At 39.3% G+C, this 20,421-nt stretch carries 20 protein-coding genes and 2 pseudogenes; 12 read left to right on the top strand and 10 right to left on the bottom strand.

Going from position 1 to position 20,421, the window contains the following annotated elements; translation table 11 throughout:
• Positions 1 to 291: 291 nt before the first annotated feature.
• Positions 292 to 981, top strand: a complete 690-nt coding sequence (locus tag SLP02_RS06780) for an IS1 family transposase (RefSeq protein ID WP_319419897.1) — start codon at positions 292 to 294, stop codon at positions 979 to 981.
• Here the strand turns inward: SLP02_RS06780 and SLP02_RS06775 are convergent.
• Together SLP02_RS06775 and SLP02_RS06770 are read right to left on the bottom strand one after the other, a co-directional pair.
• Positions 978 to 1,196, bottom strand: coding sequence for a hypothetical protein (locus tag SLP02_RS06775; protein WP_319419896.1), 219 nt, complete (start codon positions 1,194 to 1,196; stop codon positions 978 to 980). The two genes, SLP02_RS06780 and SLP02_RS06775, sit on opposite strands and share 4 nt — an antisense overlap.
• Before the next feature lie 59 nt (positions 1,197 to 1,255).
• Positions 1,256 to 1,477: a hypothetical protein gene (locus SLP02_RS06770; protein WP_319419895.1), complete on the bottom strand. Its 222-nt coding sequence runs from the start codon at positions 1,475 to 1,477 to the stop codon at positions 1,256 to 1,258.
• 89 nt (positions 1,478 to 1,566) lie between these two features.
• Here SLP02_RS06770 and SLP02_RS06765 point away from each other — a divergent pair, with 89 nt between their 5' ends.
• From SLP02_RS06765 to SLP02_RS06745, 5 genes and pseudogenes are all read left to right on the top strand, one after another.
• Positions 1,567 to 2,313 carry a TIGR00297 family protein gene (locus tag SLP02_RS06765; protein ID WP_319419894.1) on the top strand — a complete coding sequence of 249 codons (747 nt, stop codon included), beginning with the start codon at positions 1,567 to 1,569 and terminating at the stop codon, positions 2,311 to 2,313.
• Positions 2,314 to 2,345: 32 nt separating this feature from the next.
• Positions 2,346 to 2,510: pseudogene (locus SLP02_RS06760) on the top strand (hypothetical protein); the annotation flags it as partial.
• A 23-nt stretch (positions 2,511 to 2,533) separates the two neighbouring features.
• A complete protein-coding gene (gntK, locus tag SLP02_RS06755; protein ID WP_319419892.1) occupies positions 2,534 to 4,069 on the top strand; it encodes a gluconokinase in 1,536 nt (511 codons plus the stop codon).
• 341 nt (positions 4,070 to 4,410) lie between these two features.
• Complete coding sequence (locus SLP02_RS06750) at positions 4,411 to 4,671, top strand: hypothetical protein (protein ID WP_319419891.1); 261 nt, start codon at positions 4,411 to 4,413, stop codon at positions 4,669 to 4,671.
• 705 nt (positions 4,672 to 5,376) lie between these two features.
• On the top strand, positions 5,377 to 7,908 hold the full coding sequence (locus SLP02_RS06745) for a bifunctional YncE family protein/alkaline phosphatase family protein (RefSeq protein WP_319419890.1): 2,532 nt from the start codon (positions 5,377 to 5,379) through the stop codon (positions 7,906 to 7,908).
• A 539-nt stretch (positions 7,909 to 8,447) separates the two neighbouring features.
• Here SLP02_RS06745 and SLP02_RS06740 read toward each other — a convergent pair.
• The 3 genes from SLP02_RS06740 to SLP02_RS06730 all read right to left on the bottom strand — a co-directional run bounded on the left by SLP02_RS06740 (position 8,448) and on the right by SLP02_RS06730 (position 11,480).
• Positions 8,448 to 9,695, bottom strand: coding sequence for a vWA domain-containing protein (locus tag SLP02_RS06740; RefSeq protein ID WP_319419889.1), 1,248 nt, complete (start codon positions 9,693 to 9,695; stop codon positions 8,448 to 8,450).
• Positions 9,696 to 9,923: 228 nt separating this feature from the next.
• Positions 9,924 to 10,712, bottom strand: a complete 789-nt coding sequence (locus SLP02_RS06735; RefSeq protein WP_319419888.1) for a glutathione S-transferase — start codon at positions 10,710 to 10,712, stop codon at positions 9,924 to 9,926.
• A 153-nt stretch (positions 10,713 to 10,865) separates the two neighbouring features.
• On the bottom strand, positions 10,866 to 11,480 hold the full coding sequence (locus SLP02_RS06730; protein ID WP_319419887.1) for a TetR/AcrR family transcriptional regulator: 615 nt from the start codon (positions 11,478 to 11,480) through the stop codon (positions 10,866 to 10,868).
• 159 nt (positions 11,481 to 11,639) lie between these two features.
• On the opposite strand from SLP02_RS06730, the gene SLP02_RS06725 reads away from it, so the two are divergent.
• From SLP02_RS06725 to SLP02_RS06710, 3 genes and pseudogenes are all read left to right on the top strand, one after another.
• Complete coding sequence (locus SLP02_RS06725) at positions 11,640 to 12,080, top strand: YybH family protein (RefSeq protein ID WP_319419886.1); 441 nt, start codon at positions 11,640 to 11,642, stop codon at positions 12,078 to 12,080.
• A 63-nt stretch (positions 12,081 to 12,143) separates the two neighbouring features.
• Entirely contained in the window at positions 12,144 to 12,605 is a 462-nt protein-coding gene (locus SLP02_RS06720) for a VOC family protein (protein WP_319419885.1), read from the top strand.
• 34 nt (positions 12,606 to 12,639) lie between these two features.
• Positions 12,640 to 13,567 (top strand): annotated as a pseudogene (locus SLP02_RS06710) (aldo/keto reductase).
• A gap of 165 nt (positions 13,568 to 13,732) precedes the next feature.
• Here the strand turns inward: SLP02_RS06710 and SLP02_RS06705 are convergent.
• From SLP02_RS06705 to SLP02_RS06695, 3 genes are all read right to left on the bottom strand, one after another.
• Positions 13,733 to 13,906, bottom strand: a complete 174-nt coding sequence (locus SLP02_RS06705) for a Uma2 family endonuclease (RefSeq protein WP_319419883.1) — start codon at positions 13,904 to 13,906, stop codon at positions 13,733 to 13,735.
• A 333-nt stretch (positions 13,907 to 14,239) separates the two neighbouring features.
• Positions 14,240 to 14,674: a VOC family protein gene (locus SLP02_RS06700; RefSeq protein WP_413467338.1), complete on the bottom strand. Its 435-nt coding sequence runs from the start codon at positions 14,672 to 14,674 to the stop codon at positions 14,240 to 14,242.
• 34 nt (positions 14,675 to 14,708) lie between these two features.
• A complete protein-coding gene (locus SLP02_RS06695) occupies positions 14,709 to 15,215 on the bottom strand; it encodes a TIGR02652 family protein (protein ID WP_319419881.1) in 507 nt (168 codons plus the stop codon).
• Between the two features lie 90 nt (positions 15,216 to 15,305).
• Here SLP02_RS06695 and SLP02_RS06690 point away from each other — a divergent pair, with 90 nt between their 5' ends.
• Both SLP02_RS06690 and SLP02_RS06685 read left to right on the top strand, forming a co-directional pair.
• Positions 15,306 to 15,833, top strand: a complete 528-nt coding sequence (locus SLP02_RS06690; RefSeq protein WP_319419880.1) for a gamma carbonic anhydrase family protein — start codon at positions 15,306 to 15,308, stop codon at positions 15,831 to 15,833.
• A gap of 175 nt (positions 15,834 to 16,008) precedes the next feature.
• Entirely contained in the window at positions 16,009 to 16,773 is a 765-nt protein-coding gene (locus SLP02_RS06685; RefSeq protein ID WP_319419879.1) for an aspartyl/asparaginyl beta-hydroxylase domain-containing protein, read from the top strand.
• Positions 16,774 to 16,799: 26 nt separating this feature from the next.
• Here SLP02_RS06685 and fabD read toward each other — a convergent pair whose 3' ends face one another.
• Together fabD and SLP02_RS06675 are read right to left on the bottom strand one after the other, a co-directional pair.
• Complete coding sequence (gene fabD / locus SLP02_RS06680) at positions 16,800 to 17,714, bottom strand: ACP S-malonyltransferase (RefSeq protein ID WP_319419878.1); 915 nt, start codon at positions 17,712 to 17,714, stop codon at positions 16,800 to 16,802.
• Positions 17,715 to 17,941: 227 nt separating this feature from the next.
• Positions 17,942 to 18,418, bottom strand: a complete 477-nt coding sequence (locus SLP02_RS06675) for a type ISP restriction/modification enzyme (protein WP_319419877.1) — start codon at positions 18,416 to 18,418, stop codon at positions 17,942 to 17,944.
• Between the two features lie 670 nt (positions 18,419 to 19,088).
• Between SLP02_RS06675 and SLP02_RS06670 the strand changes: the two genes are divergently transcribed.
• Positions 19,089 to 20,396: a beta-ketoacyl-[acyl-carrier-protein] synthase family protein gene (locus SLP02_RS06670; protein WP_319419876.1), complete on the top strand. Its 1,308-nt coding sequence runs from the start codon at positions 19,089 to 19,091 to the stop codon at positions 20,394 to 20,396.
• Positions 20,397 to 20,421 lie beyond the last annotated feature (25 nt).

Raw genomic sequence — 20,421 nt, 5'->3', positions numbered from 1 at the left:
TGGTCTTGTCTCGACAATATTCGCTTTTTATAAGTAACAGGCATTTACCAACCCGCGCTAAAAGCATGACACTAAAAGATTATTAGTCTAGACGGCAAAATAACATATAATACCAAATCCTGTTGATAAAAGTAGCTTAAAATAAGTAGGAAAAAATAGCTAATACTATCAATGCCGAAAAAAGCTTATTTAGCTTCTCACCTAAATACTGTTGAACTAAAAAAAAGGGCGTTGGTGAATACATAATGCTAAAAAGCTTAAAATGAAATAGTCAATTTACCTGGTTTAATAATGTATTGTCCTCAGTGTAAATCTCCCCATAACAAGAAAAACGGTTTTCGAGGTGGAAAACAATCATATAAATGCAAAAATTGTGGCTACCAATACGTAGAGAATCCTATTTCTAGGAAATATCCAGTAGAAGTTAAACGACTTTGCCTCAAGATGTATCTCAATGGAATGGGGTTCAGGGCGATCGCGAGAGTAACAGACATCGACCATACAACTATTATCAATTGGGTCAAAGAAGTGGGAGAGTCCTTATCAGACGAACTACAAGAGGATGAGATACCTGAAATCACTGAAATAGACGAGCTGCAAACTTTTGTGGGTAACAAAAACAATAAACTCTGGATTTGGACAGTTGTAAACCATAAACAAAAGGGTATTTTGCTTGGGAATATTGGCGATCGCTCTCATGAAACCTTTGAACCAATTTGGCAAGTTATCAAATGTTGGCAGAGCTTTTGGTACGTGACCGATGGCTGGAAAGTTTATCCAATGTATATTGAGCCTGAAGACCACCTCGTCTGTAAAACATATATGACCCGAGTTGAAGGAGAAAACACTCGTTTAAGACATTATCTAGCTCGACTACATCGAAAAACTCTTTGTTATTCTAAATCAACTCTTCTTCTCAAATATTCTATCCGTTTGCTGCTGCACTATTTGAGATTTGATACTGTGCAATTTTCTCTCTAGAGCATTATGCACTCACCAACGCCTATCAAAGCAGAATGCTCTAAGCTAAGAAACCAGCCGATAAAAGCCTGTATTTTGCTTTCTAAATTATTATTACAGTTTTCAATCAAATCACAGATTTCTTCATCAAGATAAACTCCATATTTTTTGAGAATTGGAAAATATTTACGAAGAATTTCTGACTCTGCAAAAGTTAGTTCCATACCCCAGAACATATTATTTAATACTCCTTTGCGTCTTTTATGATTATCAAATCAAAAACAAATTAAAATCCTCAACTATCCATTTGCTCTTGTAAATAAGTCTGCAACAAACTGTCTAGCTTATCTTCAGGACAACATTCTATCAGGGCTTCAAAAGCTTCGTATAGTTTGGCTGCGCTATCTCCTAGCATGGGAGTAAGACCCCAAATATCTTCTACCCATTGTTTAGCTGGCTGATCGTCAAAGATCATTCGCTCTAGTATTTGCTTTGCTTCGGTTTTGGAAAGGGACATGATTAGTTTTTATTAAATTATCAATCTTTTATTATTAAGCATCTTCGGTTGATAAGCTTAAAATACAGTATATTTTACCAACTTTATAAATGCTTGATACTCTTAGCTGGTCTAATTCTTGGACGATCGCCATCGCCGTAAATACAGTTTTATTAGGAATTGCCTGGTTTTTGCCGAAAAAGCTGCTGACTCCTCTTGGTTATCTCAACGCTCTTATCTTAGGAGTATTAGTCTGGGGAACTTTGGGCTGGCGTGGCTATGTGGTAGTTTTATTCTATTTCTTAGTCGGTTCGGGCTTGACCTTCGTTGCTATGGAGCAAAAAGAAGCTGAAGGTATAGCAGAAGAACGTTCGGGAATGAGAGGTGCAGGAAATGTCTGGAGTTCGGCATTAACTGCAACTATATGTGCGATCGCAACTCTGTTTTTCCCATCCCCAATCAAAGAGCTATTTGTTCTCGGTTATGTAGCTAGTTTTTGTACCAAGCTTTCTGATACTACTGCCAGTGAAGTGGGCAAAGCCTACGGCAAAACAACTTATTTAATTACTACCTTGAAGTCAGTACCTAGAGGGACAGAGGGAGCGGTAAGTTTAGAAGGAACACTAGCAGGCGCGATCGCTTCGGTGATTTTAGCCGTCATTGCTTGGGCTATTGGCATGATTAGCGCAATAGGAATTATCTGGTGCGTAATTGCAGCCTTTATTGCTACCACTGTCGAAAGTCTAATTGGCGCAACTTTAGAATCTCGCCTTACTTGGTTAACCAACGATATTGTTAATTTTATTAATACTGTTATCGGTGCGATCGCCGCCATATTATTGGCATATATTTTTTAGCCGCCATTAGTCACAGGTCACAGGTCAGGAAGTTGATAATTACCTTTGCTAATCGGATTTGGTATCACGTTAATGATTCTGGTTTTTGGCTGGTAGGACGTTTTCTAGGGATGGACGAACAGCAAACCTTGCGCTCTTGGACGGTAATGGAAACTATAGTAGGATGTGTGGGCTTTTTCATTAGCTTCTTTATTTAGTTTTCTGGGATTTAAAAGAAAGAATGAGTAAATATGTAATTGGTGTTGATATTGGTACGACTAGCACTAAATCAGTATTGTATAGCGATCGCGGCAGGCTGATTGAAAAACACGCAGTCGGGTATCCTTTGAATGCACCTACTCTAGGGGCAGCCGTACAAAACCCAGAGCAAATTTTTCAAGCGGTAGTCACAACTGTAAAGCGGATAGTTGAAAACAGTGGCGTAAATCAGTCTGAGATTCTCTGTCTATCTTTCAGTGCAGCGATGCACAGCTTGATTGTGGTCGATGGTGAGGGAAAACCTTTGACACCAATTTTGACTTGGGCAGATAACCGTAGTGCTGACTGGGCAGATAAGCTAAAAGAGTGCGGAGGACATGAAATATATACCCGTACGGGAACGCCAATTCACCCAATGTCACCACTGGTTAAGTTAATGTGGTTACGGGAAAGTAAGCCTGAACTTTGGCAACAAGCAGCAAAATTTATTTCCATCAAAGAGTATATTTTCTGGCAGCTATTTCGAGAATATATCGTCGATTATTCCATCGCTTCAGCGACGGGCTTATTTAATTTCAATAGCTTAACTTGGGATACCCAAGCACTCGATCTGGCAGGAATCAAAGCGTCTCAACTATCTCAACTTGTACCTACTACCCATATTTTGCGATCGCTAAAGACAGAATATGCAGATGAAATGGGTATTGCAGCAGATACTCCTGTGGTTGTTGGTGCAAATGATGGAGTTTTAGCCAATTTAGGGGTAGGTGCGATCGCTCCTGGCATTGCAACAGTGACAGTTGGTTCAAGTGGCGCAGTTCGGACAACCGTCCGTAAACCCCAAACCGATCCCCAACAACGTTTATTTTGCTATCCTCTAACCGAAGATTACTGGGTTATCGGCGGTGCGGTCAATAACGGGGGAATCACTTTGCGCTGGGTGCGTGACCATTTAGCCGATGCGGAAATTGATACCGCTAAGTTACTCAAACAAGACCCCTATGATATGTTGACGGCGATCGCTCAAACTATTCCCGCAGGCTCAGAAGGCTTGATCTTTCACCCTTATTTATCAGGAGAGCGATCGCCATTATGGGATGCTAACGCCAGAGGGAGCTTCTTTGGTTTAGCACTGCATCATAATAAAGCTCATCTGATTCGGTCGGTATTAGAAGGAGTAGTCTACAATCTGTATTTAGTTTTTCAAGCTTTAGAATCCATTACTGGCGAAGTAAAAACAATTAAAGCAGCAGGGGGTTTTGCTCGCTCTCCCCTATGGCGACAGATGTTGGCTGATGTTTTTAATCGGCAAGTAAGCATCCCCGAAAGTTATGAAAGTTCTAGTTTGGGAGCAGCAATTTTAGGACTGTATGCTATAGGAGAAATCGCTGATTTGAGGGAATCCCAGCTCACAAATGGCGAGATTCATCAGCATCAACCAATTGCTAGTAATGTAGCCAACTATCAAAAGATTTTGCCCCTTTATTGTCGTCTTTTAGATAGCTTTAAAACCGAATATGCTGCGATCGCTCAACTACAAAAAGATTTACAGCAATAGGATTAACATTAGATTCGCAGCTAGAGGGATAAATACAGGGTATTAAAATGGAAGAGTCAAATATATTTATTGAAGTCATGAGATAGGGAAGCTTTGCAGCAGTAGCCAGAGAACAGAATATCAATTTTTCTCTTTCAAGAGCGATCGCACATTTAGAACCAGAGCTTGTAATCAGATTAATACAACGAACTACCAGATAAATCGCCCCTACAAAAGCTGGGATGACTTATTTTATTGGCATTACGTCCTCATTGGTTAATCGAACTAGTAATTTGTTTTTTTGATAGTGCAACAAATTGAGTCACAATATAGTTGGAAACATTTGATACATTAAATAAATTATGGCAAGGGATCAATCATTCTCGACAGACCGCAAAAAGCGGATTAGAGAGCATTTAGCAAAAAGTTTTGGTGGCGAAGTCGATTTTCAGCGTTCTCCTCAAAATTATAATCCTGACGATAAATCTGCCACCTTATCTAGTAGTAAGAAAAGTCGAAAAGAACATATAGAGCGCAGCAAAGGTAATTACAATCTTAATTCTGTTAATCAGCAAGAACGCAAAAGTAGAATTATGAGCCACATTAACATTACTAGAGGCTAGTGCTGTTGCGCTTAGGATAGAAGTCCTTGAGAAGAAAGATTTGATTTGCGATCGCTTTTTCTGGAAGTGTTGCGCTTGTTCTATATTTAAACCTGTTTTAATCTTTTTCAATAGCATCAATAACTTGTCTGATTATTTTAGGGTGTAATATTTTTCCAGAATGAAACTGATCAACAATGGGTGAGCAAAAATACACCATCCGTTAATGATTAGAGGCTTACTTTCTGACAAAGTTATTCATCCTCGTCAGATAATGGTGCATCTAGATCGAATACTAGAGATTGAACTCATTCTAAAGTTTTTAATGCAAGTTATATATGCTGCGGATTTAGCTCGATATCTTAAGCGATAAGCCTACAGCATGGCTTCACTACGCAATTGAAGCAGACATATAATTATTTTCTATTTAATTAGCATTTTAATCTTGATGAGATCGCCATTAATTATCTAGGCAAACAACTATAGTTTTGAATTGAAATATTTTCTTGAATTTGCCTACTCTACATCCAAGCGATCGCACTAGGGATTGTGCCAACTGTTAATCAAATAGATTATCTGCCTCTTTTACCTACATTATCGCCAGAATACAAGGAACTTGACCACTAGCGTAGAATTTCTCTATCCTCTAAGAATAAAATATTCCTTAGATGCTGATATTGCCCCTTGTTTTAAAAGCATAGTTTCCCAACTCCTGGAGTATGTCAAATGAAACTTAGATGGATTAGTTTGTTTAGTATTGTACTTGTGTTCTTCGCGCTACAGGCTTGTCGCCAACAAACGGTAGCTAGCAGAGAATCTGCCCCCGATCAACCAGGAGAAGATGAAAATCTTAACCGGGAGTTATGGAATTTTGCTAAAAAAACTCCTTATCCAGGGACTGTAACTCAAAAAGATGCAGAGGCAGCAATGCGGCTACCCAACGGCTGGAAAATCACCCCAGCAGGGTCTCAAGTAGAAGTAGGGAAACTTCCCTACGAAGCAGTTGCTTACGCAGGAAAATTAGTAGTATTAAATACAGGATGGTATGGGAAAGACCCTCAAACTGTGTCGGTAGTAGACCCTAAAAATCATAAGGTAGTCAAAACTTTAGAGTATAAATCGCTTTTCCCCAGTGCCAAGGCAGGATTAGACGGCGATTTATATATTAGTGGCGGTTTTGAGCAAAAAATTTATCGCCTTAATAAACAATTTGAACCCGTGCGCGAATATTCGGTAGAAGGTTACGCAGCAGGAATTACCCCTATAGATGCCAAGCATATAGCGGTAGCGTATATGGTCGCAGAAAACGAAAACAAAGATTACGGCAAAGGAAAGCTGGCAATTCTCAACACTGAAACTGGAAAGGTGGAACGAGTTGTGACGGTGGGATATTTTCCTTATGCAGTGCAATTTTGGCATCAAAAGCTTTATCTGACTCTGTTGGGAGAAAACAAAGTTTTAGTATACGCTCGCTCACTCAAACCTCTACAAAATCTTGCCGTGGGACGCACTCCCCAAAATTTCTGCACTGGCGATCGCCAGCTATATGTCGTTAACTCTACTTCAGATAATATCTCAGTTATAAATAGCAAAAATGCAGTAGTTAAAACTATCAATCTCCATCCTCATGGATTCAAGTTTGGTAGTTCCCCTACTTCCTGTGCGGTGAAGGGAAATCGTCTTTATGTCACCCAAGCACAAACCAATGCCGTAGCGGTAATCGATAAAAACAACCAGCAGTTACAGGGATTTATTCCAACTGGCTGGTATCCCACCAAAGTGCTTTTCAACCAAGGACAAATGATGGTATTGAGTGCCAAAGGCATCCATAAACGTCGTCCCAACCCAAATGGTCCACAACCGATCGAGGAAAAGGGTGGTCAGGATTACGTACTCAGTTTGCTCAAGGGTGCAGTTTCGATTATTCCCCAGTCAACAATCGCTGACCAACTTTCTACCTGGACTAAAGAAGTTACCGAGGGTTCGCCCCTTTATAGTGCTAAAGATGGTATGAAGTTGCCCATCCGCCATATTTTTTACATCGTCAAGGAAAATCGTACCTACGACCAGATTCTCGGTGATTTGGGACGAGGGAATGGGGACGCTTCTCTGACTCTATTCGGGCGAGATATTACTCCCAATCACCATAAGTTAGCTGAGGATTTTGTGACTTTGGACAATTTCTTTGTCAACGGTGAGATCAGTGTTTTAGGTCACAGCTTTACTACCAGCGGTTATGCGAGTCCTTTTTTAGAATGGCTGGGAAATATGCGTTACTCCGAGCGTTATAACGGTTATCCCTTCGGCACGGTGCCAGCTACTTTTTCTCCAGCATACCTGTGGAATGCCCTGGAAGCAAAAAACGTAGATTATCGTATCTATGGCGAACCTTACTATCTTTTCACCAGGTCTTACCAATTGATTGTCGAAACTTTTGGGGCTAATAGTGAACTGGCTCAAGATTTTTACGCTCAGAGTATGAATTTGTCTGCTAGTGTAGATCGCGGACAAGCAGTAAGTGAAGTTTTTAAACCATATTATGGTCAAGCAGACACTCCTTCTCAGGCACTACGTTTGCTAGAAAATCCTAAGTTTGCCACTTCTCTGTCTTTAGCATTTACCAATGGCGATCGCCTTGCCCAAGCATTGCCAACAAATCCGACTTTCCGACGCAAGTTTGCCGATTTTTTGGCTCACTATCCCTTCAACTATCATTATTATGATTTGCATTATTCCGACCTACAACGCTTTGAGGACTGGAAAACAGATTTTGATCGACAACTCAAATCTGGCTCAGTAGCTCAATTAAATTATATCTGGCTACCTAACGACCATACGGCTGGTGAAAATAATGAATATCCCAATCCTTACGAGCTAGTTGCTCAAAATGACGCAGCTTTGGGTAAGATTGTCGAAACCGTTGCCAACAGCCCGATTTGGAAAGATAGCTTAATTTTGGTAGTTGAAGATGATGCTCAAGATGGACCAGATCATGTGGATGCTACCCGCACCGTGGCTTTAGCCGCTAGTCCTTATGTTAAACGGGGAGTAGTCAGCGATCGCTACGACCAACTCAGTTTACTCCGCACTATAGAACTAATTCTGGGACTCGATCCAATCAACATGAATGATGGTTTAGCAGCACCAATGTTTGGCATTTTTGACAACCAACCCAATAATAAAGCCTATGTCCCCCCTGCACCTTCAAGCTATCTAATCGATGCCGATAAACAGCGATATGCCAAATTTAAACGTTAATTGAATTGTTAGCTTCTAATAAAACTTTAGGCAACCGAGCGATCGCTCATACTCGTCGCTCAGAAAAATATGTAGATAAAATAACTTATATAAACAAAGATTACTTTTTCTAATAAAACTGAGAAAACTTTAGATATTATTAAAACATAGTTATCAAACCAATAAAAAAGCTACGGTTTGTATTTTTTACTCGATCCCTAAAAGGTTTGACTAATCAAATTAGTTCCCCATTTTGGTTTTATAACTACGCACAAATAAACTGATGTAAGGAATAAGATTATGAAAGCTTCTTCAAATTTAGGACAATCGATTACACTAGCTATACTTTTAGCTGCTACTAGTACGAGCGTAATTCTTTTAATGTCATTTGCCAGCGGTCAATTGTAAGTATTTTATCGTCTAAATACTAGCCGATTTAATGCTTGGCAAACTATACCTTCGATACTTATAATGTTTTAATTAACATTTTTAGGTCTGTAACGCCTGAATTTAATTCAGGCGTTTTTAATATATTTAGCTAGATTAAAAATCTTAAGTAGCTATTTTGATTGAAGTATAGTTTTGGATACTAAGCGAGTTTTCTTGCGATCGCCTTCTGATAATTCTTTGCCAATTTGTAAACGGGTAGCATTAGTTTGCAGAACCGTTGCCCCTTCTTTATCCCCTAGTTGCAGGGCAGTTTTAGCAGCAGTTTGCAACATGGTAGCTGCGCCAGTGCGATCGCCATTTTGTAATTTAGCTTCGGCAATTTGGGTTTGACGATATTTTGCCAGGGTTAATATAGGGTTTTGAACCATTTGATTTGGTTGAGGTTGATACTGCGCCTGAGACTCCAGTTCAATAGTCACAATATCAGAATGTAAGTTCTCCTGATTTGTGACTGGATCATCGTAACGTAACTGAACAGCCGCAATTTTGTGTTTACCTGGGGGTAGCTGATTAACATAAAAGTTAATTAAGATAATTCGAGGTCGATTTACCATCAAATCTCCCAAACGAACGGTAAAATAATTTCCCTCCAGTTTAATCGGCAGTTCAATAGTTTCAGGTGCTACCTGAGCAACAGGTTTTAATTCTGCTAGTCGCGTTTTAGGCATCAACTCCACTGTGAGATTGCTATTAGTTAAACCTACAGACTGAGCGCGTGTATAGAGTCTCTCAAATTCTGAAGCTGCCTGTTCTGGCTGTTCTATATAAGCCAAAACTCCCTGTGCCGAATCGGCAATTTGCTCTAAAATATCTTGATTCCAGTGTTCTCCAAATCCTAAAGCATCAATCGTAATATTATATTCGGCTGCTAACTTTGCTAACTTGAGGCAGCGAGTATTATCACCATGTTCATTTTCACCATCAGTCAGCAAAAAGATACGAGACACATAGTGTTGATTGCTGGCTGCCACTTCTTTAATACCCAGACGCAAGCCCTCATCAATCGAAGTACCGCCATCGGCGACCATCAGCCTAATTCTTTGTTTAATCGATTCAATGTCGGTAACTAGCTGGTTAGGAACAATTACTTTTGCTCGATGATCGAAAGTCACAATACTAATACGATCTTCTGACTTCAGTTTTTCGACAATAGCTATGGCTGCACTTTTGACCATTTCTAGAGGTTTATTAGACATTGAGCCACTATGGTCAAGCACTAGACAAAGATTGAGGGGTAATCTAGCTTGATTGGGAATCTCAGCAACGGCAGATATCGCCAAAGAAAGCTGACGCTGACTGCTATTTATTTGGGCATCAATATTCTTATTACTTAGACACGATTGTAAACCAACTTTCATAGTCGCCAAGAAAAAATTAAATTTATCACTCTATGATATTGGTTATATATCGTTTAGGTCTAAACTGTGGATTTTAGCTTCTGGTTTTTAACTTTGTAACTGTTTAGCTGTCTAATTAATTGTTGTCTAAATTTAGATACCATTGCTAAGATCAAAAAAGAGGCATTAATTATAAATGCCTCCAGGTTCAAAATTTGCTTGTTACAACTAGCTCTAATGTAATCCTGATTAATCAATACTGATAGTTGTAGGAGAAGAACCACTACTAGGCATACTAGAACCTTTGCGAAAATCTGCATACAGGCGATCGCGCCAAGCAAAAAATGGTTCAAAGGTGATATTATCTGCTAATCCTGGAATACCTTTACCTTTTAGTGGATCGGGAATATCTAGATAATTACCTGCGGGAAATTTCAGCAAAATGCTTAATCCTGCTACCGATAGATCGGCTAGAGTAGGAGTATCTCCTGTTAAATAGGGCTGATTTTGCAAAATTAAGCACAAGGCTTCTAAATCTTGTTTCAGGCTATTTTTAGCTTCTTTTACCGCATCACCGCCAAAACCAATTCCACTACCTAAAACATCTAAAAGTTCTCCAGGAATTGCTCCAATCGCTGTTTTAAGCAGATCTGGTGTGTTGGAAGGCAGTATAGAAGTCCGAAAATTTTGATTCTGATTTAAGGCACCGATAAGAGCTTTTCTGCCTTTCAAGCCTATGGACGCATCTGCCCACTCTTCGATCAGCAAACACTGTCCCTTGGCAAGAGAATCACTAGGTATAATTGGGCGTTCAGGATATTTGCGTTCGAGATACAAAGCAATTTCAGTAGAATCGCTCACGTAAGTACTGCCATCTTTTAATACAGGCACTTGGCGACTACCAGACTTTTGCATTAATTCTACTTGTCCGACTCCTGGAGTAACCTCGATTTTGCGATACTCCAACTGCTTGTAATCGAGAATGAAGCGAACTTTCTCCGAGTATTGAGATAATTCAAATTGATATAGTTCTAGCATTAAAACTCCTTAATTATCTGATTGACTCTAACGATTGTTAATGTAGCCTGTATTAACAATTAAACACATCTTTCCTCAGTCTAGGTATATCAATTGCCATAGATAGTAAATCCTTTAATTCTCTTTATAAGTAGTTAGACAAATAGATTACGATTATAGGCAGCAAAGCCCTTTCATTACCAAATCAACCAATTCATCAACAAATTTATCAGTTAAAGGTTGATGTTTTAGTAACAAACGATAGAATAACGGACTGTATAAAGCATCGATCGCAACCTCAGCATCTATACCTTCTCTCAATTCTCCTCTATCTACTCCCCTCTGAAATATTTGGATTGCATCTTTCCTTCTAGGAGTAAGCCAATTTTCCCTAAAGGCTGCTATTAATTCTTCATCTGCTTGTCCGCAACCAATTACATTAGCTAAAACTTCACCTCTAGAACTGTTCATTAGTTTAACTATCTTGTACATTTGCTCTCTGAAATCCTCTTTCGCTACACCAGTATCAGGAAAAGCAATTTCTGGATTTACAGCTTCTAAAAAGGCATCCATCGCTAATGCTGCTTTAGTTTTCCAACGACGATAGATAGTCGGTTTACCTACTTCCGCCCTCGCTGCGACTCCTTCAATGGTCAAGTCCATAAATCCGACTTCGTTGAGCATTTCATAGGCTGCTTTGAGAATTTTGGCTCTGATTTCAGGCGATCGCGGTCGTCCACGTCCAGATTTAGCAACGGTTTGAGCTTTTTTTGTTTTAGAGGTTGACATATTAGTTTAGTCTTCGTTGTATTAATTACGTGGCGTAACGTTAATAAAAAGATGATTCATATTAAATTACTGCTTATGGCACAACAACATAGAATAAGCTTTTTTTAGCTTAATGTATTACGTGCCGTATCGTTATTAATTTCATGAGTAAGAGAATAAATGAATACAACTACACAACAAGCCCAAATAAAAACAGATAAAACTGAAATTCGTCAACTTACAGAACAATGGCGATCGCTATGGAGTCCTAAAGACCAACCGTTTACAGAAAAAGGTTTTGAAGACATCTTTGCTACAGAAGAAAACGAAATCTTAGTTTTCGACAATATTAATAACGGTGTTGTGGTACTGCACAGCCTACAGGAATATCTCGATACTTGGATACCTATGATGAAGAATTTTAGCTATTGGGAAATTAAGCTTGAAGACAATTTAGACATTTCAGTTGAAGGAGATTTAGCCGTAACTACCTTTTCTTGGGTTGGTGGCGGAAAAACTAAAGATGGACAAGAAGTAAAAGCCAGACAGTATGGTACACACACCTGGAAATGTCTTAACAATAAATGGCGACTGGTACACGAACATTTAACCGTTGGTTAGATCTCAGAAAAAAATCAAAACAGATTGATCGAAGCTTAACAAAATAAATTTGGAGTAAAACAAATGTCAAATCTCAGCACAGAAACCAAAACAGGACTTAATTCAATGCAGATCGACCACCTAATGATTAGTGTTCCCAACTATCAAGATACTCTTCAGTGGTATCAATCTAAACTCAACGCAACTATTGAAAAAGAATGGACTGTGGATGAATTACCCGATTTGCAGCTAGCTTATCTAAATGTTTCTGGCTTTAGGATTGAGGTAGTTGGAACTACTCAAGCACGTTTGGGAATGCCTAACTTCAATAACTTTGGAGAAGCATTACGAACAACTGGAATCGGACATTTTTGTTTTCGAGTAGATAGTGTTGATGATGCGATCGCCGAATTAAATAAAAGAGGCGTACCGACATTTGTAGAAGCAGCAGATTATCCTAACATTGGCGTAAGAGTGGGCTTCGTCAAAGATAACAACGGTAATGTAATTGAGTTCTCAGGTTCAATGAACTCAGCAAAACAATAAATAAAAACAAAGCAATTTATCAGTAAGGAAAAAGATGACTAACAATACTATTTCTATTGAGCATACTTTCAAGTTAGGCGGAGATTTAACAGTTAACCGCCTCGGCTATGGTGCAATGCGTCTTTCAGGACAACCAGGAAATTTTTCGATGCGACCCCGCGTCGACGTAAGGCGCAAGGGAAGGCGCATCGGGCGGCGCATATCCAGATTGGGAAGGTGGAGAACAGCTTTTACACCGTGCAGTTGAGCTTGGGGTAAACTTCATCGATACCGCAGAAGCTTATGGTGCAGGTTTTAATGAAGAAATAATCGCTTCGGCTTTACATCCATACAAACAAGACTTAGTCATTGCTACCAAAGGCGGAATTAATAAACCCGCACCAGACCAAATTTTAGCCGATGCTTCATCAGCATTTTTAAGGAGTGGCGTAGAAGGAAGCTTGCAAAGACTAAGACTAGAGCAAATAGATTTATATCAATTACATCGTCCCGATCCTAAAGTTCCCTTTGCTGAGTCTATCGGCGCATTAAAAGAACTAAGAGATGAAGGCAAAATTCGCCATCTTGGTCTATCCAACGTGACTGTAGGACAGATTGAAGAAGCACGTCAAATCGTGCCAATTGTATCAGTGCAGAATAAATTTAGCATCAGCGATCGCTCTAGAGAAGATGTTTTAAACTACTGCACTGAAAATGATCTAGCCTTTATCCCTCATGGTTCACTTGGTGCAAACCCCTTGAAAAGAGGCGCACCTCTAGCTAGTGCAGAAGGAGCGATCGCAGACATCGCCACTAAAAAAGGCGTAAAACCCAATCAAATTGCTTTGGCATGGCTGCTACACCACGCACCCAATATTATCCTAATTCCAGGAACTACCACTATTGCTCATTTAGAAGAAAACATGGCTGCTAGTTCAATCGGTCTTACTAAAGATGAAATGGGAATGTTAGATCGGCTTTGAATTAATTTAATTCTCACTCGTAACTCCAACCATCAACACTTTTTAACTAATAAACCAGAAATAACATGAAATTTGCTCCCCATATAGGACTAAGCTCACCAGATGACTTTATGTTTCCAGCAAGTGCGGGATATTACTATGCAAAGAGTCAATTTCTTAGCCTCCTTATAATACTTGCTCGACTGTCAAATCGATTTGTGTTAATAAAGGGGAGTCAAGGCGCTCGCTACCTTGATAAACTTTTTCTTCATAAAAACCTTCAACCAATTCTAGGATCGTTACCTGTTGTTGAATCGGATCGACAATCCAATATTCGACAATTCCTCTGGCTGCATACATACTCACTACGCTCCTTGAACGGCGCTTACGCGCCATCGTCCCGAAGGGACTTTGAGGCGTAAGCCTCTGTGTCGCTCATGGGGGAGACCCCCGCCCTCGACAGTTCATTCAAGTTCCATATCATTGGCTAGAAAGTTAATTATAGAAAATATTCTTAATTTTTCTGGAAGAAAAAATACAGAAGGAAAAAAAGGGAACTCATATTTTAGCTACAGGCGAACAGATGGCTTGTGTGATTATGAAAAAACAGCTTGCTAATAACTAATTTGTCAATTGTTATAGATTGTTTATTTTTTATGAGAGAGATTTAAACTCCCATTCAAAAGCTTAAAGCTATTTATCTAAAACACGAATAAACTCCAAAGGTAAACCATCAGTATCAGCAACAAAGGCAACTTCGTAAATGCGATCGCCAATCATCTGCTGTTCTGGTTTTAGTAGTACTTTGAGAGGCAATAGCTCAGAGTTATTTTCTCTGGCGATCGCGATTTTAGCTTCTAAATCTTTGAGCCAGCTAGACAAATCCGTAGTTAACTTAGTCAGATCAAAAGATAAATGATAATAACCAACATAATGCTCATCATTAAAGGCATCAGGTGCAGGTTTTGGTTCAGGAATTTGGATCAGTTCAATTCTGCCTCCTAGTCCAGTCATCCAGCAAGCCAAGGTATATCCAGTGGTAAAACGTTCTTGGACAGTAAAGCCTAGATGTTCATAAAAAGCGATCGCCTTATGGATATTTGCTGTACGAATTGAGGCATGGTGCAGCATGGCAAAGTAACAGAAGATGATTTAGTTTAATTTACTCAAACAGAAAACGATAAGGATAATGACGAGGAACTCCTGGTTCTTTTTCTAAAGTAAAGTTGATTATTTCCCAGCAAGGTTCGGCATTTTCTTCGGGACTAAAGCTGATAGGTAATCCATAAAGCTTTGGCGATCTAAACTCAGGATCTTCCCGCCAGGGATGAGCGCGTCCTAAATAAGAACTAACTAAGTCTCGATAACGATTGGCAATAATGACTCTAGTAGCTCGATAACCTTCGGTATAAAGCACGTCTAAAGCTTCGTGAATTTCAAAGCGAATACCGTCAGGATGAGTGTATTGACGATACCATTGATCTTCCCATCTTCGCCAACATCTACCCGAAGATAAATGAACCAGTTCTTCTATTTTAGGCTCTGCTTCAAAAGCACCATGACGGTTACAGAGATAGGTATCTGTGAGGGTGAGAGCAGGAATTGTCTGTCGACAATAAGGACAAGAAATCTCAGGACCAAAAACAGGGTATTGTAAAACTAAATCCATATATTAAAAATTCTGTTTTATACCTTATAGCATGGCTGAATAAGATTAAGCTGAATTATTTTGATATCGTTAGATAGTTTATTTTAGATCATGATCCAACATCAAAGCTCTTATTGGTCTGCGCCCGATGTATCTCCAGCAGCTTTTATTGCCTCTAACGCTACGGTAATGGGCAATGTATCTTTAGCCAAAGGAGCTAGCGTTTGGTATGGCGCAGTGGTTAGGGGCGATGTGGAACAAATTATCATCGGCGAGTATACAAATATTCAAGATGGAGCGGTTTTACATGGCGATCCTGGTAAGCCGACTGTTTTAGAAGATTATGTTACCGTTGGTCATCGGGCGGTAATTCACTCGGCTTATATAGAAACTGGTTGTTTAATTGGTATTGGGGCAATTATTCTCGATGGAGTTAGAGTTGGTGCGGGAAGCATTGTGGGCGCAGGAAGCGTTGTAACTAAAAATATACCTTCGCGATCGCTTTTTCTCGGTGTCCCTGCCCGCAAAATTAAAGATATTAGCGATACTCAAGCAGCAGAACTGATTGAACACGCTCGTAACTACGAAAAATTAGCCCAAGTTCATGCAGGGACAGGAACAGATATAGGATTTGAATAGATTGTAAGTAGGGTGGGCAAAAATCATTTAATTGAATATTATTATCCAGTTCTGGGAATTTACCCACCGATTTTAACGTTAGGGTAAATAATTTAGCAAATTTGGCAAAAAATGACTGAAAAAATTTTTATAATATTTAAAATGTAAAGTCAGCAAATTGAAATTTCATTAAGCTATGAAAAATACTGAAGTTTCTCAACCTCTAATTAAAAAGTTAATAGTCAATAAACTTGGCAGAAATCTGCTTTGGCAGTTGGAAAAGTTTATTACTCGTTATTCTTTGGTAGACAAGACTCCCTTTTTTGAGCCTGAGCAATTTGAGTGGGTGTCTACATTAGAAAACAACTGGCAAGAGATTAGGCAAGAGTTAGATGCAATTTTGCAATACAGCGATAGCCTGCCCCGTTTTCAAGATATTTCCACCGAACAAGGTCGCCATATCAGTCAAGACAATCTTTGGAAAACTTTTTTCCTATATGGCTATGGAGTGAAAATGGCACAAAATTGTGGTTATTGTCCTCAAACAACTCGGATCATTGAACAAATTCCTGGGCTTAAAACCGCCTTTTTCTCAATTTTACTGCCAGGAAAACATATTCCTGAGCATAGAGGCCCTTATAAAGGAGTTTTACGCTGCCATTTAGCTCTTAAAGTTCCTCAGAATAAAGAGCAGTGCGGTATTAAAGTCAATGATCAGGTACGCCATTGGGAAGCAGGAAAAACTCTAATTTTTGATGATTCCTATCTCCATGAAGCTTGGAATCAATCGGATGAGGTTAGAGTAGTTTTATTCTTAGATATAGTTCGACCGATGAAGTTTCCTGCCTCTATACTTAACCACCTGCTAATTAATTTAATTCGTTGGTCGCCTTATATTCGCGATGCCCACAAAAACCAGCAACAATGGGATAAAGCTTTTGCTCAAGTATTCAAGCGTTAAGCGATCGCCAATTTAATTTAAAGTTTTCAAATGGATTCTAGCAATCTAACTTGCTTGTTTGTTGTTGCTATGTTTGTATTGCTACTGACATTTTCTAATTCTATGCTAGGCAGGATTTTAAAAATCGTATTAGTCAAAACATCACCAGGTCCTATTTCAATTATTTTCTTGACATCATTTTGATCTAGGCTATTTACAATTTCTCGCCAGCGTACTCGACCAGTCATTTGCTCCATCAAACGGTTTTTTAAAACTGATGCTTCGCTAGATGGAGATGGTTCGACATTAGATATTACAGGCACTTTAGCTGGTTGAAAAGCTACGGTTTGCAAAGTTCGATTAAATTCCAAGGATATATCCGCCATTAACGGTGAATGAAAAGCTCCGCTAACATCAAGGGGTACAACGCGTCTATATTTAATTTTTTTTAATAGTGTTTCAACTCCTGCGGACGTACCAGAAATTACGATCTGACTATTGTGATTATCATTGGCTATAACTACATCGGGAGTTAGAGCAACCTGTTCTTCAAGGCGATCGCGATCAAATCCAATTAGAGCAGTCATCACCCCTGGAGGAGTATTATTCATTAATTCGGCTCTAAGCTTAACTAATTGCAATCCAACCTCAAAACTAATAACTTCTGCTGCATAAAGAGCAGCATATTCTCCTAAACTATGACCTGCAACTATAGAAGGTTTGAAACCTGCATCTTTCATCAAATCAGCCAAAATAGCTGAGATAACATAAAGGCAAGGTTGTGTATAAAGTGTTTGAGATAGCTCTAAATTTTCATTGAGACATACTTTAGTTACGTCCCAATCCAAAATATTTTGAGCCTGTTTAAACCTGGCTTTAGCCAAGGGTATACTAACTAAATCAGTTCCCATGCCCGATTCTTGCGATCCTTGTCCTGGAAACACCCACGCTGTCTTAGTCATAGTTAAATTCTTTGGATGTAATGTGTTAACTCGATACAAAAAAGCAATAGAAGATTGATAGCTAATATGATTTACGCTGATACAGCAATACGTACTATTTTTTAGGACACTTATTACTCATTACTCATTACTTACGAGCCAATACTCGCGCGTTCCCTTGCGCCTGACGGCGACGCGGGGTCGCTCGTTTTTTTCTGTCCCAACCAATTAGCGTACTGCGATATTATCTACTCGTGCATTAGCTGAGAATTAACGTTATTCATTAAATTGATGGTTTCGCTAATCAGCATGACCAAGCGTTGATAATCTTGAACATTTTGACGATTTAAAGTAGTTCCTTCTCTCAGCTTGAGCCATTTTTGACATATACAATAATTACCTACGCCAAAGTTCCAAACACTAGGCGGTACATTTTCAAAATACTGTGCTGAATTAATCCAAACTAGACCTTTGCCATTATCTTGAAGAGGTTCTGCATAAGATATTTGCTCGACGGCGTTTTTTCCTGGAACTGGATAAGTAACGACTGTTGATGCCGAATGCTTAGAGAATTTTTTGATAGCTGAACTGGCTTCTGAAAATTTGGGTCTGACTATTTCATTTCTTTGAAGTGTGGCAATTTGTCTGGGTGATTTAGCGATCTCTGGCGAGCGTTGATGATGTTTTCTAATTTCTATCTGGGAATTTTTAAACGATATTCTCATAGTAGTAGTAGTAAACGAGTGTTGCAGATTACTGAACAAAGATAATAGCTATTGGAAGAACAATAGAGTTGCAGCTAAGTTGTCTAACAACCAATTATCAGAGCTATTTACTTCTAGCTTGAATTTTTACCTGAATTTCTAATTTAGCACCATAGAATATAGTTGTCGTTGATAAAAAGAGTAGAATATAGCTTTTTTATGCTTATTTTAAGCTTGTTTTTTGTTTTATTTAATTCAAAAAAGGTAATTTTAGTTTAAATATCTTTTGAGTGACTAAAAATTTTTTAGACTGAACAGAACAACACAGACAAAAATTAAACACAGATTCAACAAAGTTCGTACTTTATTTCTACCCACGACTAAAAAGAACGAACTAATGTTACTAGTAAGCGAAAGCAAACAATAGCTTACAAGAAGAAATGACAGAAAGAAATGAAGATTCAACATTTAGATTTAGGTATCGAATTACTGCAACCACTGAACTAATAGATTTCTAGATTTTCATGACTGCTTTATTTCTTCTACAAACCTTGTTGGTGGCTAATTGTTCAATTTTATCTGCTGAACTAACGTATCTGCGTCATTGTAATTCGCTGCTTGAGATAGCTTAATCGATTCTAAGTAAACTTGCTTTTTAGCTTCAATCTAGTTATTTTTATCGCCAAAAAATATGAAACGAGTTGTAATTACAGGCATTGGAACGATCGCTCCATTAGGAATTGGCAAAGAACAGTTTTGGAAAAACGCAATTAGGGGAGAATCCTTTTTGACCGCCGATTCTGAAATGGAGGCGATGGGCATTAAAAGTAATGTTGTGTGCAGAGTTTTAGATTTTGATCTGTCGAACCATTGTTCGGGGGCTGAATTTGAACACCTTTTAGAACAAGATCGAGTGGTTCAGTTTGGCGTATGTTCGGGAACGATGGCTTGGGAAGATTCAGGTATCGATATCAACCAAGAAGACCCAGAAATGTTGGGAACGATATTTTCTTCGGCAATTGGTGGAACTCCTTATATTCAAAAGGTTTACGAGCAGTGTACCAATAGAGGCACGGAAGAAATTAGCTACGTGGAAACGGGAGAAAATTTCTATAACGCAGGTATGTTCAATTATTCTGCTGCTTTACTGGCACGCAAGTATAATTTACAGGGTCACTGTACCTCTCTTTCTACTGGCTGCACTGCGGGTTTAGATGCCTTGGGATTGAGTTTTGAACTAATTCAATCTGGCGAAATGGAAATAATGATGGCAGGAGCAACCGAAGCACCTTTAACTAGCCTGACCTATGCTACTTTAGACGTAATCGGCTCTCTGTCCGTAGCCGACTGCGAACCCGAAAAAGCTTCTCGTCCTTTTGATGTCAAGCGAGCTGGCTTTGTAATTGGCGAAGCTGCTGCGGTTTTGATATTAGAAGAGTTGGAACACGCTCAAGCCAGAGGAGCGCATATATATGCAGAGGTAGTTAGCTACTCTAGCGTCAGCAACGCTTTTCACATGACCGACCTACCCGATCACGGTATTCCCATGGCTGCTGTGGTAAGGAAGGTTTTAGAGTCGGGTAAAGTTGCTCCAGAAGAACTCGACTACATCAACGCTCATGGTAGTTCTACCCCACAGAATGACGTTTTTGAAACCAATGCCTATAAGACAGTGTTGGGAGAGCAAGCGTACCGAGTGCCGATTAGTTCTACTAAATCGATGATCGGACATTCTCTTTCTTCGGCTAGTTTAGTTGGCGTAGTTGCCACCTTGGGGGCGATCGAGCTTTCGACAATTCATCCTACTGCTAACTACGAATTTCCCGATCCTGTATGCGATTTGGATTATGTTCCCAACGTTGCTAGAGAACAGGAAGTAAATACCGCTATGTTAACAGCCTCTGGTTTTGGCGGTATTCACTCTGCTGCAATTTTACGCAAGCTCAAACCTGAAGAATTGGCAGTGTCTTCGACCGAAACGTCGGCGATCGCAGTCTAGTTACAGGTTCAATATTACTGAGAAA

The sequence above is a fragment of the Pleurocapsa sp. FMAR1 genome, assembly GCF_963665995.1.
Classification (GTDB): Bacteria; Cyanobacteriota; Cyanobacteriia; order Cyanobacteriales; family Xenococcaceae; genus Waterburya.
This window is presented reverse-complemented; position numbering and strand designations above follow the sequence as displayed.

Excerpts from the sequence above, each read along its gene's own strand:
- SLP02_RS06780 (WP_319419897.1), top strand. The coding sequence starts at position 292 with ATGTATTGTCCTCAGTGTAAATCTCCCCATAACAAGAAAAACGGTTTT.
- SLP02_RS06775 (WP_319419896.1), bottom strand. The coding sequence starts at position 1,196 with ATGTTCTGGGGTATGGAACTAACTTTTGCAGAGTCAGAAATTCTTCGT.
- SLP02_RS06770 (WP_319419895.1), bottom strand. The coding sequence starts at position 1,477 with ATGTCCCTTTCCAAAACCGAAGCAAAGCAAATACTAGAGCGAATGATC.
- SLP02_RS06765 (WP_319419894.1), top strand. The coding sequence starts at position 1,567 with ATGCTTGATACTCTTAGCTGGTCTAATTCTTGGACGATCGCCATCGCC.
- gntK (WP_319419892.1), top strand. The coding sequence starts at position 2,534 with ATGAGTAAATATGTAATTGGTGTTGATATTGGTACGACTAGCACTAAA.
- SLP02_RS06750 (WP_319419891.1), top strand. The coding sequence starts at position 4,411 with ATGGCAAGGGATCAATCATTCTCGACAGACCGCAAAAAGCGGATTAGA.
- SLP02_RS06745 (WP_319419890.1), top strand. The coding sequence starts at position 5,377 with ATGAAACTTAGATGGATTAGTTTGTTTAGTATTGTACTTGTGTTCTTC.
- SLP02_RS06740 (WP_319419889.1), bottom strand. The coding sequence starts at position 9,695 with ATGAAAGTTGGTTTACAATCGTGTCTAAGTAATAAGAATATTGATGCC.
- SLP02_RS06735 (WP_319419888.1), bottom strand. The coding sequence starts at position 10,712 with ATGCTAGAACTATATCAATTTGAATTATCTCAATACTCGGAGAAAGTT.
- SLP02_RS06730 (WP_319419887.1), bottom strand. The coding sequence starts at position 11,480 with ATGTCAACCTCTAAAACAAAAAAAGCTCAAACCGTTGCTAAATCTGGA.
- SLP02_RS06725 (WP_319419886.1), top strand. The coding sequence starts at position 11,640 with ATGAATACAACTACACAACAAGCCCAAATAAAAACAGATAAAACTGAA.
- SLP02_RS06720 (WP_319419885.1), top strand. The coding sequence starts at position 12,144 with ATGTCAAATCTCAGCACAGAAACCAAAACAGGACTTAATTCAATGCAG.
- SLP02_RS06705 (WP_319419883.1), bottom strand. The coding sequence starts at position 13,906 with ATGTATGCAGCCAGAGGAATTGTCGAATATTGGATTGTCGATCCGATT.
- SLP02_RS06695 (WP_319419881.1), bottom strand. The coding sequence starts at position 15,215 with ATGGATTTAGTTTTACAATACCCTGTTTTTGGTCCTGAGATTTCTTGT.
- SLP02_RS06690 (WP_319419880.1), top strand. The coding sequence starts at position 15,306 with ATGATCCAACATCAAAGCTCTTATTGGTCTGCGCCCGATGTATCTCCA.
- SLP02_RS06685 (WP_319419879.1), top strand. The coding sequence starts at position 16,009 with ATGAAAAATACTGAAGTTTCTCAACCTCTAATTAAAAAGTTAATAGTC.
- fabD (WP_319419878.1), bottom strand. The coding sequence starts at position 17,714 with ATGACTAAGACAGCGTGGGTGTTTCCAGGACAAGGATCGCAAGAATCG.
- SLP02_RS06675 (WP_319419877.1), bottom strand. The coding sequence starts at position 18,418 with ATGAGAATATCGTTTAAAAATTCCCAGATAGAAATTAGAAAACATCAT.
- SLP02_RS06670 (WP_319419876.1), top strand. The coding sequence starts at position 19,089 with ATGAAACGAGTTGTAATTACAGGCATTGGAACGATCGCTCCATTAGGA.